The organism is Streptomyces sp. NBC_01006, assembly GCF_045162725.1.
Classification (GTDB): domain Bacteria; phylum Actinomycetota; class Actinomycetes; order Streptomycetales; family Streptomycetaceae; genus Streptomyces.
The window spans coordinates 8,164,225-8,179,770 of record NZ_CP108700.1; the positions used below are offsets into that span (position 1 = coordinate 8,164,225).

13 protein-coding genes are annotated in these 15,546 nt (G+C 71.5%); 6 read left to right on the forward strand and 7 right to left on the reverse strand.

Translation table 11 applies throughout. The features are described 5' to 3' along the window. Window positions 1–11: 11 nt before the first annotated feature. Window positions 12–1,007 (reverse strand): ArsR/SmtB family transcription factor, encoded by a 996-nt coding sequence (locus OG509_RS37150; RefSeq protein WP_406186977.1) that lies wholly within the window; start codon window positions 1,005–1,007, stop codon window positions 12–14. 103 nt (window positions 1,008–1,110) lie between these two features. Between OG509_RS37150 and OG509_RS37155 the strand changes: the two genes are divergently transcribed. After that, window positions 1,111–2,319 (forward strand): MFS transporter, encoded by a 1,209-nt coding sequence (locus OG509_RS37155; RefSeq protein WP_406186978.1) that lies wholly within the window; start codon window positions 1,111–1,113, stop codon window positions 2,317–2,319. Window positions 2,320–2,347: 28 nt separating this feature from the next. On the opposite strand, the gene OG509_RS37160 is transcribed toward OG509_RS37155, so the two are convergent. The 3 genes from OG509_RS37160 to OG509_RS37170 all read right to left on the reverse strand — a co-directional run bounded on the left by OG509_RS37160 (window position 2,348) and on the right by OG509_RS37170 (window position 5,973). After that, a complete protein-coding gene (locus OG509_RS37160; RefSeq protein ID WP_406186979.1) occupies window positions 2,348–3,982 on the reverse strand; it encodes a hypothetical protein in 1,635 nt (544 codons plus the stop codon). A 208-nt stretch (window positions 3,983–4,190) separates the two neighbouring features. Then, window positions 4,191–5,147, reverse strand: coding sequence for a DUF5996 family protein (locus OG509_RS37165; RefSeq protein WP_406186980.1), 957 nt, complete (start codon window positions 5,145–5,147; stop codon window positions 4,191–4,193). Between the two features lie 118 nt (window positions 5,148–5,265). Then, window positions 5,266–5,973, reverse strand: a complete 708-nt coding sequence (locus tag OG509_RS37170) for a MerR family transcriptional regulator (protein WP_406187811.1) — start codon at window positions 5,971–5,973, stop codon at window positions 5,266–5,268. 98 nt (window positions 5,974–6,071) lie between these two features. Here OG509_RS37170 and OG509_RS37175 point away from each other — a divergent pair, with 98 nt between their 5' ends. Continuing rightward, window positions 6,072–6,536, forward strand: coding sequence for a DUF6194 family protein (locus OG509_RS37175; protein WP_406186981.1), 465 nt, complete (start codon window positions 6,072–6,074; stop codon window positions 6,534–6,536). Window positions 6,537–6,627: 91 nt separating this feature from the next. Here OG509_RS37175 and katG read toward each other — a convergent pair whose 3' ends face one another. After that, window positions 6,628–8,859: a catalase/peroxidase HPI gene (gene katG / locus OG509_RS37180; protein WP_406186982.1), complete on the reverse strand. Its 2,232-nt coding sequence runs from the start codon at window positions 8,857–8,859 to the stop codon at window positions 6,628–6,630. 216 nt (window positions 8,860–9,075) lie between these two features. On the opposite strand from katG, the gene OG509_RS37185 reads away from it, so the two are divergent. Both OG509_RS37185 and OG509_RS37190 read left to right on the forward strand, forming a co-directional pair. Further along, window positions 9,076–9,498 (forward strand): Fur family transcriptional regulator, encoded by a 423-nt coding sequence (locus OG509_RS37185; protein WP_403727463.1) that lies wholly within the window; start codon window positions 9,076–9,078, stop codon window positions 9,496–9,498. 190 nt (window positions 9,499–9,688) lie between these two features. After that, complete coding sequence (locus tag OG509_RS37190) at window positions 9,689–10,837, forward strand: winged helix DNA-binding domain-containing protein (RefSeq protein ID WP_406186983.1); 1,149 nt, start codon at window positions 9,689–9,691, stop codon at window positions 10,835–10,837. A gap of 18 nt (window positions 10,838–10,855) precedes the next feature. Here OG509_RS37190 and OG509_RS37195 read toward each other — a convergent pair whose 3' ends face one another. Continuing rightward, complete coding sequence (locus OG509_RS37195; RefSeq protein WP_406186984.1) at window positions 10,856–12,037, reverse strand: MAB_1171c family putative transporter; 1,182 nt, start codon at window positions 12,035–12,037, stop codon at window positions 10,856–10,858. A gap of 46 nt (window positions 12,038–12,083) precedes the next feature. Beyond that, a complete protein-coding gene (locus tag OG509_RS37200; protein WP_406186985.1) occupies window positions 12,084–13,040 on the reverse strand; it encodes a GDSL-type esterase/lipase family protein in 957 nt (318 codons plus the stop codon). Window positions 13,041–13,153: 113 nt separating this feature from the next. Here OG509_RS37200 and OG509_RS37205 point away from each other — a divergent pair, with 113 nt between their 5' ends. Together OG509_RS37205 and OG509_RS37210 are read left to right on the forward strand one after the other, a co-directional pair. Next, complete coding sequence (locus OG509_RS37205; protein ID WP_406186986.1) at window positions 13,154–13,972, forward strand: helix-turn-helix transcriptional regulator; 819 nt, start codon at window positions 13,154–13,156, stop codon at window positions 13,970–13,972. Window positions 13,973–14,118: 146 nt separating this feature from the next. Continuing rightward, on the forward strand, window positions 14,119–15,522 hold the full coding sequence (locus OG509_RS37210) for an amidohydrolase family protein (protein WP_406186987.1): 1,404 nt from the start codon (window positions 14,119–14,121) through the stop codon (window positions 15,520–15,522). The last annotated feature ends 24 nt before the right edge of the window (window positions 15,523–15,546 follow it).

A 15,546-nucleotide genomic window follows, 5' to 3' on the forward strand; every position in this document is an offset into this window, starting at 1 on the left:
GGCCGGGGCGATCAGAGGTGCGGCCCGGCCAGCCGGTCGCCGAGCGGGCTGCGCCGGTACAGCACCTGCCGTCCGTCACGGGCCCGCGACACCAGGCCCGTGGCGTGCAGGACACGCAGGTGCTGGGACACGGCACTCGGGGTGACCCTGAAACGGCGGGCGATCTCGACGGTGGGCAGCGGCTCGCCGAGGAGACCGAGCAATCGGGCCCGGGGCGCGCCGAGCAGCGCCACGAGAGCGGGAGCGTCGGCGGCCGGCTCCCGGTTCCACAGCGTCGCCACTCCGCGGCTGGGGTACACGAGCGTCGGCGGCTCGTCCGGGCTGACCGGTGGCGCGGGCTTGTGCGCGAACACGGACGGTACGAGCAGCAGCCCGCGACCGGACGCGGCGACGCGGTGCCTGCCGATCATCTGGGCGATGTGCAGCACGCCTTCCTGCCATCGCAGGTTCGGATGCATGCCGGCGAACAGCAGCCGGGCGCCGCCCAGGGCCAACTGCCGTGCCCGGTAGGTCATGTCGGCTTCCAGCAGCAGCCGCATCTGCGGCCACATCGGCTCGACGGCGACCTCCCAGTACCGCTGCAGGAGGTCGCAGACGGCATCGCGCAGTCCCAGGACCCGCGCGTCGTCCGCGCCGGCGGCGGCGTCGAGCAGCGCCTCGGGGAGCGGATCCGGTGCGTGCGCGGCCGCGAGATCGCGGCGTACGAGATCTGCGGAGGCAGCGCGGACGAGTGCCAGTTCCTCCTCGAAGGCGGGGCAGAAGCCCGTGGGCCGCGGGGTCAGGAAATCGGGGAGGGTACGCCTCCGGGCCACCAGGGACATCAGCAGTTCGGTATCGAGCGCGCCGAGCGCGCCGAGCCGGCCGAGCACGGACCTGCGCCAGGGCAGGTGCACCGCCGACAGGCCCGGGTCGCGCAGCACCCGCAGGCTGAAGACGGTTTCGTTCAGCGGCGAGAGCGCGAACCGGGTGTCCGCGAGGTCTTCGACGCCGAGCACGAAGCTGATCATTAAGCCGTACGCTACATCGATTGGCCGCGGAACGCGGGTGCCGTGGACTACCGCCCATGACACACCCCACTCATGACGTCGGCGGCCCGGGATGAGCCGCCGGATGGTTCTGATCCTGGCCGTCACGTGCGCCGTCGCCGTCGGCAACCTCTACTTCCCGCAGGCGATCGTCCCGTTGATCGCCGCCGGACTGCACACGTCCGCCGACTCGGCCTCCATGGTGGTGACCGCCACTCAGGTCGGCTACACGGCGGGGATCTTCCTGCTGGTGCCGCTCGGCGACCGGCTGCCGTACCGCCCCTACCTCGTCACCCTGCTCACCCTCACCGGCCTGAGTCTGCTCGGCGCGGGTTGCGCACCCACGCTCCCGGTCCTCGTCGCCGCCGGCGTGCTGGTCGGGGTCACCAGCGTGGCCGCGCAGATCATCGCGCCGCTCGCCGCCCGGCTCGTGGCCGCCGCTCACCGCGGGGCCGTGATGGGTACGCTGCTGAGCGGCTCCATCGGGGGGATGCTGCTGGCCCGCACGTTCAGCGGGACGCTCGGCGAATGGCTGGGGTGGCGGGCCCCCTACCTGGCGGCCGGGATCCTCGTCCTGGCCCTGGCGGCGGTCCTGGCCCGCACCGTACCGGCCACGACGTCAGTCACGGCCGAGCCCCCGCCCCCGCCCTCGCGCGAGCGGTCTCCGGCACTCCTGACCGAGCCGCTGCGCCTGCTGCGTGCCGAGCCGGAACTGCGCCGCTCCTGCGTCTACCAGGCCTCGGTCTTCGCCGGGTTCTCGGCCGTATGGACCTGCCTCGCGCTCCTCCTCACCGGCCCGGCGTACGGCTTGGGCGGCCAGGCCGTCGGGATGCTCGCGCTGGTCGGCGCGGCCACCATGCTCTGCACCCCGCTCGCCGGACACCTGGTGGACCGCAAGGGGCCGGACCCGGTGAACCTCGTCTGCCTGCTCGCAGTCCTGCTCTCGGCCGTGGTGCTGGCCGGCGGTGCCGGGGGCGGGGTACCGGGTCTGACCGCCCTGACCCTCGGCACGCTCCTGCTCGACGTCGCGATGCAGTGCGGCATGGTCGCGAACCAGGCACGGGTCTTCGCCCTGCGCCCCGATGCCCGAGCCAGGCTGAACACCGCCTACATGACCTGCGCCTACCTGGGCGGCAGCGCGGGCTCCTGGTTCGGCGTACGCGTCTACGGCCGGACCGGCTGGTGGGGCGTGTGCGTGCTCCTGGCGCTGCTCGCCGCCCTGCCCGCCGTAGCGAGCCGGGCGGGGATCCGGACCAGGTGGGCGGGGCAGTGGAACGGCCCGGAACCCCAGTAGGGGATCCGGGCCGCGAGCTGCCGGTGGGTCAGTTCGTCTGGTATACGCCGAAGATGTCGACGACCATGTCGATGTCGTCCCAGCCGCGGTTCCACAGGTCGACGATGCCGTTGTTGCCCATGCCCGCCTGGACCAGGTTCGGGACGGTGTCGCCCCGCTTCCAGTTCAGGTTGGACGAGTTGGGCGGCGTCGGCCAGGTGTCCCAGCCGTTCTGGTAGGCGTACAGCGAGTTCGGGTCCGGGGACACCGTGAGGTAGCCGTCGCCCCGGGTGTTGGTGACCGTCGTGTTCAGCACGTACGCCGTGTTCTGCGGGCGCGAGCTGGACAGCGGCATGTAGATGTAGCCCTGGCCGCCCAGCGGGCCGTACACCGAGTCCGCCGGGTCGCGGGTGTCGAGCAGTCGCTCCGGCAGGAACGGCAGGTAGGCGCCCTGGCTGTCCTTGCTGTAGTAGCCGACCACGTCGACGATGACGTCGGTGCCCTTCCAGGCGCCGTTGCGGATCTTGATCGAGCCGTCGGCGCCGACCGGCACGATGACCGAGTTGGCGACGGTCTGGCCACCGCGGAAGTTCAGGTTGGAGGTGGTCGGGGCCGATCCGCCGCTCGGGTAGACGGTCAGGTGGCCGTCCTCGCGCGGGTTGGTGACGGTGACGTTCAGCGCGACCGCCGTGGCGTTGTACGGAATGCCGTTGCGGCCGGTGATCTGGACCCCGGTGGTGCCCTGGCCGGCGACCTGTCCCTGGCCCTCGCGGGTGTCGAGGAAGCGGGTGGGGTTCAGCGGGGTGTAGCCGCTGGAGGAGGTGCGGGTGAAGTAGCCGGTGATGTCGGCGATGAGGTCGACCGGCTCCCAGCCGCCGTTGTAGAGGTCGACGTAGCCGTTCTTGTTGACCGGCACGATCACCAGGTTCGGGACGGTCTGGCCGGCCGAGAAGTTGACGTTCGACGTGGTCGGACGGTCGCTGCCCTCGGGGAAGACGGTGACGTGGCCGCCGCTGGTGGTGTTGGTGGCGGTGACGTTGAGGACCACGGCCGTGACACCGGCGGGGATCGCGCCGTTGCCGGAGATCTTGACGCGGGTGGTGGCGTACGGGGCGACCTTGCCCTGCGGCGCGCCCGTGCCGTTGCGCGTGTCCAGCAGGCGGGTGGGCGCATACGGGGTGAAGTCGGAGCCCGGCGTCACGATGTCGAGCTCGTTGGTGCCGCGCACGCCCGAGCCGTCGGACAGGGTGACCTTGATCGTGTACGCGCCGATCTCCGCGTAGGAGTGTGCCTCGGTCGAGTTGGTCGGCCCGTTGGCACCGTAGGTGACGCTGGTGCCGTCCCCCCAGGCGACGTTGACCGAGAGCGCGGTGCCCGGGTCGCTCGTGACGGCGAGGTCCAGGCTGATGCCGCGCGCGCTGGTGCCCTTGGCGGTCAGGCCGACCGTCGGCTCCGCGGCGGCGCTGCCCTCCGCCTGCGCGGAGGCGCCGGCCTTGGCGTTGCCCTTGGCCGCGGACGAGGTGTGGACCGTACGCTCGGCAGGGCTCTTCACGGTGGTGAAGTTCGACGCCGCGACCTTGTTCAGGTCCACGTCGGGCACGGAGACCCCGTGCGCGCCCGCGGCACCGGATTTGCCCGGATCCGCCTGGGCCACGCCCGGTATGAGACCCACACTGGCTGCCACGACGGCAGCGGACATTACGAGTCGGCGATTGCGCACCGGCCCCCCCATTGTCGGTTGACGCTTGAACAGGTTCGAAAGCGTGCTCAGATTACACAGCCGCAGGGCGTTGACGAGCGGGGTCCCCCCTGGGATCGCCACCCGCCGTCTGCCGCTGGAAGAGCGCCTTGAGATGCTCGCCGCGATCACTGGGAAAATCAAGGAATTAACGTCACGGGGCTCCTGTCGGAGCGTCTCCCCGGGCCAGCGGATCGGTGACGCCGCCGGGGGAGGCGAGACGTTCGACGTCCCAGCCGTCCAGGGCGGCCGCGGACCGGTACAGGGACCCGTAGAAATCGAGGACGGTCCGCCGGGGATGCGCGCCGGCGCGGACATCGTCGTAGTCCAGGGTGGCCAGGCGGCCGGTGCCCCGCTCGGCCCAGTGCGCCGCCGCCGGCCGCAGCGGCCGTTCGGCCAGGCCCGCCGGTTCCGGTGCGGCGTACGCGTAGAAGGCCGGCCGCGGGTAGTCGTCGTCGCCGAACCAGAAGCCGCAGCTGATGACCTCGCGCGAATAGGCCTCCCGGGTCACCGGGTCGACGTCGGGCCCCAGCTCGACGGAGCGGTCGGAGAAGCGGGTGACCGCGATGTCGTACGAGTGCCAGAACAGGTGCACCGGGCTGACCTTCCCGGAGAAACCGGAAGTGAACTCCTCCAGCACCAGGTTGATCTGGCTGAGCACCCGCCAGTGCCGGTTGACCCAGAAGGGGTCGTAGGAGGCGTGCTCCGTGTCCTCGGCGAACGGCCGGTGCGCGTCGGACAGCGTGTACGGATGGGGGTGCGCGAGGATCACGGCCACGCCGATCCGGCCCAGAGCGTCGAGCGTCTCACGGTAGAAGGACGCCACCGACTGTCCGAGGAGCGGGAACGAGGTGGTCGAGCCGTCGAGACAGGACACGGTCAACCAGTGGTCGACGAAATCGAAGTCGATCGTGAAGACCGGATCGCCGTCGAGCCCGCCCATCGGACGGGTCGTGATACCCCGCCCGGTGATATGGAACGGGACATTCCACCAGTGGTTGCGCCGTACGCTGCTCGCCAGCCGGATCTTGCCGACGATCTGCACGAACCGGTGCAGTGTCTCCTTCGAATCTCGCCACTCCGACAGCGGAATTGCCGGGAACAGGTCCACCGGGCATCCCCCAGCTCGTTGCGCCACGCCTCACGGCTCGTACACCGACATCTTGACCCCACGGGGCCTGCGCCCCGGGCGCGACCTGCGGACGGCGGACGAACCGTCAGCCATGCGCTCAGGCCGGAGCGGTCGGAGCTGTCGGGGCGAGGAGGGCCAGGATGGCGGCGGAGGCGTCGAGCAGGGCCCGGGAACGCGCCGCGATGCCCGCCTCCCGGGCCGCCAGCGCCGCCTCGACGGTGTCCCACCGGTGCCCGCTCCGCAGCTCGGGCAGCAAGATGCGGAGCGGATCGATCCGGTACCCGGCGCTGCGCAGCTGGTGAACGATCCGGGCATCACGGACCTGCGCCGGTGAATAGCGCCGGGTTCCCCGTCCGCCCCGCCGGTCGGGGACCACGAGCCCCTCCGCATCCCAGTACCGCAGGGTCGAGGCGCGGACACCGAGGGCTGCGGCGAGCTCGGAGACGCCCATCGCGTCCACCGGGCGTGCGTCTGCGATCGGCTCGGCCGAGATCGCCGCGGCGGCCTCCTTGGCGAGCCCCAGCTCCGTACGCTCCCGGTCGAGCCGGGCGTGTGCCGCGTCGAGCCGTGCCAGCAGCCGGTGGACGGGGCCCTCGTGAGCTGCGCGGACGATGTCCTTGGCCGCCACAGGACCCGTACCGGCCGTCAGGGCCCGGTAGGCCAGCGCGGAATTCAGGTGGACCTCCCCGTAGACCCGGTAGCCCGAGGCGGTGCGCGCGGCGGGCGGCAGTACGCCGTCACGTTCGAGGTTGCGGATCTGCTGGACCGAGTACCCGGAGCGCCGCGCGACATCGACCGTCTGCATCGGCACCGATTTGAGGGTTGGCACCGGTCTCTCCCGTATGTCTGGCGCGGCTTGCGGCTGAAAGTCTCCACAAGCACTTTAATGAAACGCTTGCGGACATGACCATCGACGAGATCATCGACTTCGTGGGCGGACTCGGCGGGGTCCTGGCCGTCAGGCCGGCACCCGGCGACGGATCGCCCGAGATCAGCTGGGGGGACGTGTTCTTCTACCACTCGCCGGACGGAACCGCTGCGACCACGACCCAGCCCTTCGCGACGATCGTGACCAAGGACTATCCGGGCGACGCGTCGTCGCGGCTCGACCGGCCTGGCGCGTTCCGCGTCAACGTCGCAGCCGGGAGGGAGGAGTTCGTCCGCTGGACGGGCCGCACGCCGCAGGGCCCGGCCGGCGAAGAGGATCCCGGCGTCGCCGACACGGTCATGGCGCACCCCGTCTACGGCTCCGCCGGCTGGCTCGCCGTGGTCGATCCCGGCCTGCGGACGGAGGGGGCCCTCCGTGAACTGCTGCGCCACGCCCACCGCCTGGCACGGGCGCGCCACGAGCGGCGCCGGGGTCGCTGACCCCCAAAAAAAGCGCGTCCGGGCCGGTGCGGTCAGCCGTTGAGACGGCTGCCGACCGACCCGGACGTCACGATCAGGACGATCGCAACGATCAGACGAGGTCGAACCGGTCCAGGTCCATGACCTTGCCCCACGCGGCGACGAAGTCCTTCACGAACTTCTCCTTCGCGTCATCGCTCGCGTAGACCTCCGCGAGCGCGCGCAGCTCGGAGTTCGACCCGAAGACGAGGTCGGCCCGGGTCCCGGTCCACTTCACCTCGCCCGTGGTGACATCGCGGCCCTCGAAGGCGTTCGCGTCCTGGGCCGTGGCCTTCCAGGTCGTACCGAGGTCGAGCAGGTTCGCGAAGAAGTCGTTCGTCAGCGACTCGGGGGTCGCGGTGAACACGCCGGACGAGGACTGCTGGTGGTTCGCGCCCAGGACGCGGAGCCCGCCGACGAGGACCGTCATCTCCGGGGCGCTCAGCGTCAGCAGGTTCGCCCGGTCGACCAGCAGGTACTCGGCCGGCAGCCGGTTGCCCTTCCCGAGGTAGTTGCGGAAGCCGTCGGCGACCGGCTCCAGCGCGGCGAACGACTCCACGTCCGTCTGCTCCTGGGAGGCGTCCGCGCGGCCCGGGGTGAAGGGGACCTCGACGTCGAAGCCGGCGTTCTCGGCGGCCTGTTCGACGGCCGCGCCGCCGGCAAGGACGATCAGGTCGGCGATCGAGACCTGCTTGCCGCCGCTCTGCGCCGAGTTGAAGGACTCCCGGATCCCCTCCAGCGTACGGAGCACCGTCGCAAGCTGGTCGGGGTTGTTGACCTCCCAGCCGGCTTGCGGCTGCAGACGGATGCGCGCGCCGTTGGCGCCGCCGCGCTTGTCGCTGCCGCGGAAGGACGAGGCCGACGCCCACGCGACGGAGACGAGCTCGGAGACCGACAGGTCCGAGGCGAGCACCTGGCTCTTCAGCGAGGCGATGTCGTCGGCGTCGACGAGCGCGTGCGTCACGGCGGGGAGCGGGTCCTGCCACAGGAGCGTCTCGGACGGGACCTCCGGGCCGAGGTAGCGCACGATCGGGCCCATGTCGCGGTGGGTCAGCTTGAACCACGCGCGGGCGAACGCGTCCGCGAACTCTGCCGGGTTCTCCAGGAAGCGCCGCGAGATCTGCTCGTAGGCCGGGTCCACGCGGAGCGAGAGGTCGGTCGTCAGCATCGTCGGCGCGTGGGTCTTCGACGCGTCGTGGGCGTCGGGGACGGTGCCGGCTCCGGCGCCCTCCTTCGGCCGCCACTGGTTCGCACCGGCGGGGCTCTCGAACAGCTCCCACTCGTACCCGAAGAGGATCTGGAAGAAGCTGTTGTCCCAGGCGGTCGGGGTGTCCGTCCAGATGCCCTCAAGGCCACTGGTGATCGCGTCGGCGCCCTTGCCGGTGCCGAAGGTGTTGCTCCAGCCGAGACCCTGCAGCTCCATCGGGGCGCCCTCGGGGTCGGCGCCGACGTTCTCCGCCGGGCCCGCGCCGTGGGTCTTGCCGAACGTGTGCCCACCCGCGATCAGGGCGACGGTCTCCTCGTCGTTCATCGCCATCCGGTGGAACGTCTCGCGGATGTCGCGGGCCGCGGCGAGCGGGTCGGGGTTGCCGTTCGGGCCCTCGGGGTTGACGTAGATGAGGCCCATCTGGACCGCGCCCAGCGGGCTCTCCAGCTCGCGGTCGCCGGTGTAGCGCTCGTCGCCGAGCCAGGTGGTCTCGGGACCCCAGTACACGTCCTCGTCGGGCTCCCAGACGTCCGCACGGCCGCCGGCGAAGCCGAACGTCTCGAAGCCCATCGACTCCAGGGCGACGTTGCCGGTGAGGATCATGAGGTCGGCCCACGAGATGCTCCGGCCGTACTTCTTCTTGACCGGCCACAGCAGTCGGCGGGCCTTGTCGAGGTTTCCGTTGTCCGGCCAGCTGTTGAGGGGGGCGAAGCGCTGCTGACCGGCGCCGGCGCCGCCGCGGCCGTCGCTGATCCGGTACGTGCCGGCGCTGTGCCACGCCATACGGATCATGAACGGGCCGTAGTGGCCGAAGTCGGCGGGCCACCAGTCCTGCGAGGTCGTCAGCACCTCGGCTATGTCCTGCTTCACCGCGGGGAGGTCGAGGGTCTTGAAGGCCTCGGCGTAGTCGAACTCCTCGCCCATGGGGTTGGCCACGGCGGGGTTCTTGGCGAGGATCTTGAGGTTGAGCCGCTCGGGCCACCACTGGCGGTTGCCGCCGCCCTGAGTCGGGTGCGCGGCGCGCTCGTGCGCGACGGGACACCCGCCTGCGGCCTCCGTCTTCGCGTCTACGGCGTTTGCATCATGGTTCTCAGACATGGGAATCCTTCCAAACCGGGCGGATCACGCTGCTAAGGAAAGGGGGCTGCGGAAGCGTCGTACGGGCGTGGCTGCGGTGAGGGTTGGCTGCCGACCGAACCGATCCTACGATGGACGCAATCCAAGTCAAGAAGAGCACCAGTTGCATATCTGATAGGGATCCGGACACCTTCCTGAACTCCGGGCATCCCGCCTGACCTGATTGGGTGGACCGATATGAGTGACCTGCTGGGACGACTGCGAGAGCGCGGCTGGCGCCTGACCTCCCAGCGGCGTGTCGTTGCGGAGGTACTCGACGGGGAGCACGTGCACCTCACGGCCGACGAGGTGCACGCCCGCGCGGTGGAGCGGCTGCCCGAGATCTCGCGGGCGACCGTCTACAACGCCCTGGGCGAGCTGGTCACCCTCGGGGAGGTCGTCGAGCTGTCCACGGACGGCCGGGCCAAGCGCTACGACCCCAACGCCCGCCACCCGCACCACCACCTGGTCTGCTCCCGCTGCGGCACGATCCGCGATGTCCACCCGACGGGCGACCTGATGACGGGCCTCCCGGCGGAGGAACGGTTCGGCTTCACGGTGTCGAAGGTCGAGGTCACCTACCGCGGCCTGTGCCCGTCATGCGCTGACCAGGCCGCTTGACGCAGGTCCGGTCCCGGTTCCGGTTCGACGGGCTTCCCTACTCGTGCCGGGGCAGGTGGGCCTTGGCCTCCTCATGGGTTCCCTGGCCGGCCGACTCGGCAGGAACGTAGAAGAGGTTGAGGACGCCGGTCCGGCCGCGCCGAAGCCTTCGCGGACAGATCCTGACCGCTTCTCCTGCGACCGTCGTCCCGTGCTGAACGACGAGAACCACCACCAAGCCCCTGCACGGCGCGGCCCGACGCCGAGGACCGTGCTCGACACCCGGGCACTGGGCCGCGCCACGCTCGCCCGGCAGCTGCTGCTCGATCGCGCCTCCGTGCCCGTCCTCGACGCCGTCGCGCACCTCGGCGGTCTGCAGGCGCAGGAACCGCAGGAACCGTTCGTCGGGCTCTGGTCGCGCCTGCGCGCCTTCGACCCGACGGACCTGTCGGACCTGCTGATCCAGCGGCGCGTGGTGCGGACCCACCTCATGCGCCGCACCGTCCACCTCGTCACGGCCGACGACGCCCTGGCCTGGCGCGCCCGCCACGGGGCCATGCTGCGCCAGCGGGTCCTCGGCACCTACCGCCGCGAGCTCGACGGAGTGGACCTCGACGAGCTCGCCGCGGCGGGCCGGGCCGTCATGGCCGACGGCGAGCCCCGCTCGATGACCGAACTCGCGCGGGCGCTCGCCGAGCGCTGGCCGACGCCGGGGCCGCGGGCACTGGGGGAGATGCTGATCGCCGCACTCGTCCCGGTGGCGCAGGCGCCGCCGCGCGGGCTCTGGCGGACGAAGGCGGGCGTCCGCAACGTCCTGCTCTCCTCCTGGCTGGGCCGCGAGATCGACCCTCCGTCCCCCGACGGCACCGACCCGGTGGGCCAGCGCCTCGTACGGCGCTACCTGGCGGCGTACGGCCCCGCAGCCTCGGCCGACCTGCGCGCCTGGTGCGGCCTCGCCGGACTGCCGGCTGCGGTGGCCGCCGTACGCGAGGAGCTGGTCGCCTTCCGGGACGAGCGGGGCCGGGAACTGCTGGACCTCCCCGACGCGCCGCGCCCCGACCCCGACACACCCGCCCCCGTGCGGTTCCTGCCGGCGTTCGACAACGCCATCCTCGGCTACCACGACCGCAGCCGGATCATCGGCGACGCCCACCGCGGCCTGTCGGTGGCCGGCGAGCGCGTCGTCCTGGTGGGTGGCAGGGTCGCCGCGACCTGGAACGTCCAGGACGACACCGTGACGGTCACCCCGTTGCGCCGCCTCTCCGACGCGGACCGCACCGGCGTGGCCGAAGAGGGACGGGAGCTGGCGTCGTTCCTGTCCGACCACGAAGCCGGCCGCGTACGGATCGCCCGTACGTGACGTCAGGCGGTCCGGCGGTCAGGCTGTCTGGCGGAAGGAGCGGACGGCGGGCGACTTCGCCAGGGCCCGGGACATCCGCACCAGACCCGACGGGCTGTTCGGCGAGGTCAGGACCGGGCTCGCAGCCTCCGGCCCGGCGTCTTCCGGCGTACTCCGCGCGCGGCCCCAGAGGACGACGGCCGTCGCCAGAGCGACCGCGTCGGCCACGGCGGCGGCCTCGTCGGCCGGACGGCCCGCCTCCAGTTCCTCCCGCAGCGCCCTCTCCCGTACCCCGGCGCGCAGGTACGGGCTGACCGCGAGGATCCCGTCGTGGATGTCCGACTCACGCTGCGTCAGCCGGATCTCGATGGGCGTCCACGGCCCGCCGGCCAGCGTGATGCTGTGCCGTGTCGCCCCCTGCAGCTCCCGCGACAACGGGCGCAGCTGGGAGTACCGGCGCCACATGCCCCACTGGCTCATGACGTGCTGGGAGACGAGCGGCAGGACGAACCCGGTAGCGATCAGGAGCGCGGAAACGGAGGCGAGGGCCGGTGCGACCTCCGTGCTGAGGACGTCCCAGTCGACGGCCGCCCAGCGAGCGCCGATCGCGCTGAACTTCGCGACGTCGTAGAGGAGGTTCAGCACGTACCCGAAGGCGATCAGCCCCAGCCCCGCGCGCAGCGCGCCGCGGACCTGGCGCGCCCACCGCCGGCACAGGAGCGTCATGGTGACCGCCGCCGTGGTGTGCGCCGCGAGGTAGAGGAGGATCATCTCCCGGATGTACGGCGTGCACGCGTAGTACGTGTCCAGATCGCGCAGGCGCTCGACGGGGGCCTCGCCGAGCGCGAAGAGGACGTTGATGGCCGCGATCACCGCGAGGGTCACGAGGTTGCACAGGCGGGACCACCGGCGGGTCCGCTCCGCGTCATGCGGGCCGCTGCTCCAGCGGAAGATGAGCACGATGTTGGCCCCGGAGAAGGCCGTGAGCAGCGAGAACACCAGCGGCGCCGCGGCGTTCGGGACTCCCGTGAACCTGTTGACCGCGACGAGGGTGGGAATCGCCGTGAAGCCGAACACGGCGGTGGCCAGTACGAGGAGGACCAGGACGGACCGCAGGAGTTCGTCGCGGGGGTTGCGCCAGAGGGCGGGGAGCTTGAGGCCCGCTGCCGCGAGCAGCAGGGCTCCGGGCAGGTAGAAGCCCAGTCCGTTCGAGTCGTTCACGCCGTGCCCTGCTGTTGGTGCTGGTGTTCTACGTGCATGGTCGGGCTCAGCGACCGGGGATGTCGAGATGCCGGTACAGGGCTTCGTGTCCTTCGGCGGTGGGGTGGACACCGTCGACGAGCAGTTCGGTCCTCCCGCGCAGCGGCTCCCACATGTCGAGGAAGTCGACGTGGTGTTCTTCGCACCAGGACCGCATCGACTCGCGCAGCTCCAGTACGCGCGCCTCCGTGAAGCGCAGGCCCTCGTAGTCGCCGGTGCGCGCTTCGTCGATCCAGGTCGGTCCCACGACGACGAGTCGCGCGTTGTGGCCCAGGGCCGTGGTGGCCAGCGAGCCGAGACGGTCCGCGACGTACGCCGGCCCGTCGTACGAAGCGTGCGGGGCGTGCGGGGCGTGCGGGGAAGCGAGCGGCACGGCGGAGTCGTTGATGCCCGCGGCGACGAGGAGCGTGTCGGGCAGCCGGGGAGCCAGCAGTGCGGGCGTCTGCTCGCTGACGTCGGTGAGGAAGCTGCCCGGTATCGCCAGATTGAAGACGCGGTGCACGGCTTCGTTCCCCGCGATGTGGGCGGCCGCGAGGTGGCCCGTCCACCCTCCCCGCGGGTCACAGCGGCCGTACGCGATGCTGTCGCCCACGATGACGATCCGCTGGGCCGAGCGCAGCGGGTCCGCGTCGAGGTAGGCCCAGGCGCTCTCCCCGGAGGTGAGGACCACCCGTCGGCGGGCGTAGTCGTCGACTTCGTACGCATCGGCCGCGGCCAGGTCCTCGTCGGTGAGGTGCAGGACGGCGCCCTCGACGGCGCAGCCCAGCGCCCGCTCCAGGATCAGGTGTACGTCGAGCCCGCTGGCGGCGATCACGGCCGGGTCGGTGATCGGGAGGGGCCGGGTGGTGTAGCCGGCCAGCGACGCCGCAGACGTGGGAACGGCCCGCCCGAAGAGTGCGGTCTGTACCCGCTCGTCCCTCAGGGTGCCGAAGGAGAACAGGGTGTGGGGGCGTGATTCGGACACTGGGAGCCGCGTGGCCTTTCTTGAAATGATTGATCAACTCACCCTAACGGCCGCCCCTGACCACCTGAACCGGGGACCCACGCCGTCGGGTCCCGCCCCACTACGTTGGGGGCATGAGCGACAGGACTCCGCTGGGAGAGTTTCTGAGGGCGCGGCGCGAGGGGCTGGGGCCGCATGAGGCGGGCTTGCCCGCACACGGTCGACGGCGGGTGCCGGGGCTGCGTCGGGAGGAAGTCGCGCTGCTCGCCGGCGTGAGCCCCGACTACTACATGCGGCTGGAACAAGGCCGTGAGACCAGCCCGTCGCCGCAGGTCATCGACGCGATCGCCGCCGCCCTGCGGCTCGACGACGAGGCGCACGACCACCTGCGCCGCCTGCCCCGGGCCCCGTACCTGCGCGGCGGCGCTCCCGTCGGTGGCCAGGACCGGGTCAGCCCGCAGCTCCGACGGTTGCTCGACAGCTGGCCCGACACCCCCGCCTTCGTACTGGGGCCGGCCCTGGACGTCCTGGCGTACAACGCCCTCGCCGCCGCCGTGCACAGCGGGTTCCGGCGCTTCGACAACCTGGCCCGCATGGTCTTCCTCGACCCGGCCGGGCGCGACTTCCACCAGGACTGGGCCCGGGCCGCGCACTCCTGCGTGTCCGAGATCCGCGCCGCCTACGGACACGACCCCGCCTCCCCGCGGATCGCCGAGGTCGTCGAGACGCTCCGTGCGCAGAGCCCGGAATTCGCCGAACTGTGGTCACGGCACGAGGTGAAGGGCAAGACCCGGCAGGAAAAGCTCCTCGTGCACCCGGAAGCCGGCGCCCTGGAACTCCAGTTCTCGGCGTTCACCGTGAACGATGCCCCGCACCAGCAACTGGTCGTCTACCGGGCCGAGCCGGCCGGCGCCACCGCGGCTGCCCTCGCGGAACTCCTTTCCCGCAGCTGAGCCCGCGGATCGTGGGTGGGTGTGCGACACCTGGGATGACGGCGGCCTGGTCGGGTGTCCGGACCGGGGCCAGGCTGGTCCTGCGGCCCCGGGCGCCCGCCCGGCCGCGACCCCCGCCCTGTCCGGCGTACGGAAAGAAGACCCCCATGGCCGTCCACGACACCACCAGCGGCGCCGTCCTCGCGCAGATCCGGCGCCGCCCCGCCGACCGGCGGCGCATCCTGTTCACCGGCGCGACCCTCGTCACCATGGACCCCGTCCTCGGCGTCATCGATGGCGGCGAACTCCTCGTCGGGGGCGACACGATCGCTGCCGTCGGCCACGACCTGAACGTCGACGACGCCGTCGTCATCGACTGCGCCGGCGCGATCCTCAGCCCCGGCTTCGTCGACACCCACCGGCACGCCTGGCAGGCCCCGCTGCGCCGGATCATGCCCGACGTCGACGACCTGGGCGGCTACGTCATGTCCACCCTGGCCGGCCACGCCACCGTCTACCGGCCCCAGGACATGTACGTCGGCACCCGGCTGGCCGCCCTCACCGCGATCGACGGCGGCATCACCACGATGCTCGACTTCTCCCACAACTCCCGCAGCCGCGAGCACTCCGACGCCGCGGTCCGCGCCCTCCTCGACACCGGAATCCGCGGCGTACACGCCTCCATGGGCCCGCACTTCGGCACCTGGGACCGGCAGTGGCCAGGGGACCTGAGCCGCCTCAAGGACACGTACTTCAGCAGTGACGACCAACTGCTGACCCTGCGCCTGGCGACCCTGGCCACCGACGAGATCGCCGGTCCCGCCCTCGCCTACGGACCCGAACTCGCGCGCATCGCCCAGGACCTGGGCATCGGCGTGAGCGTGGACGCAGTCTTCGGCACGTCATCCTCCGAGGCCGTGCTCGGCTGGGCCAAGGACGGCATCCTCGGCCCCGACGTCACCCTCATCCACTCCACCGGACTGACCCCCGAGGCCTGGACGGCCATGGGGGAGACCGGCACCACCGTGGCGCTCGCCCCCACCTCCGACGCCCAGATCGGTCTGGAGACCGCGGTTCCCGCCGTCGACGAAGCCCTGTCCGTCGGCATCCGCCCGGGCCTCAGCATCGACGTCGAAGTAGCCCTGGCCGGCGACATGTTCACCCAGATGCGCACCCTGCACGCCATCCAACGGATGCGAGCCGTCAACGCCGCCTACGGGACCGACCTGCAGCCCTCCCGCATCACCACCCACGACGTCCTGGACTTCGCCACCCTCCAGGGCGCCCGCACCAACGGACTCGCCGGCGTCACCGGCTCACTCACCCCGGGCAAGAAGGCGGACCTGCTGGTCATCCAGGCCGAGGACCTCAACAACATGCCGCTCAACGACCCGATCGGCACCGTCGTGCTGGGCTGCGACGCGCGCAACATCAGCGCCGTCCTGATCAACGGTGAACCCCGCAAGTGGAACGGGCAGGTCCTGGACGTCGACCTGCCCGCGCTGCGCCGAGAGGTCCGTGCCTCCCGCGACCACGTGCTGAACACTCCCTCACCGGGGTCCCGTTCGTGACCGATGGCTGCCCTTCGCCGCAAC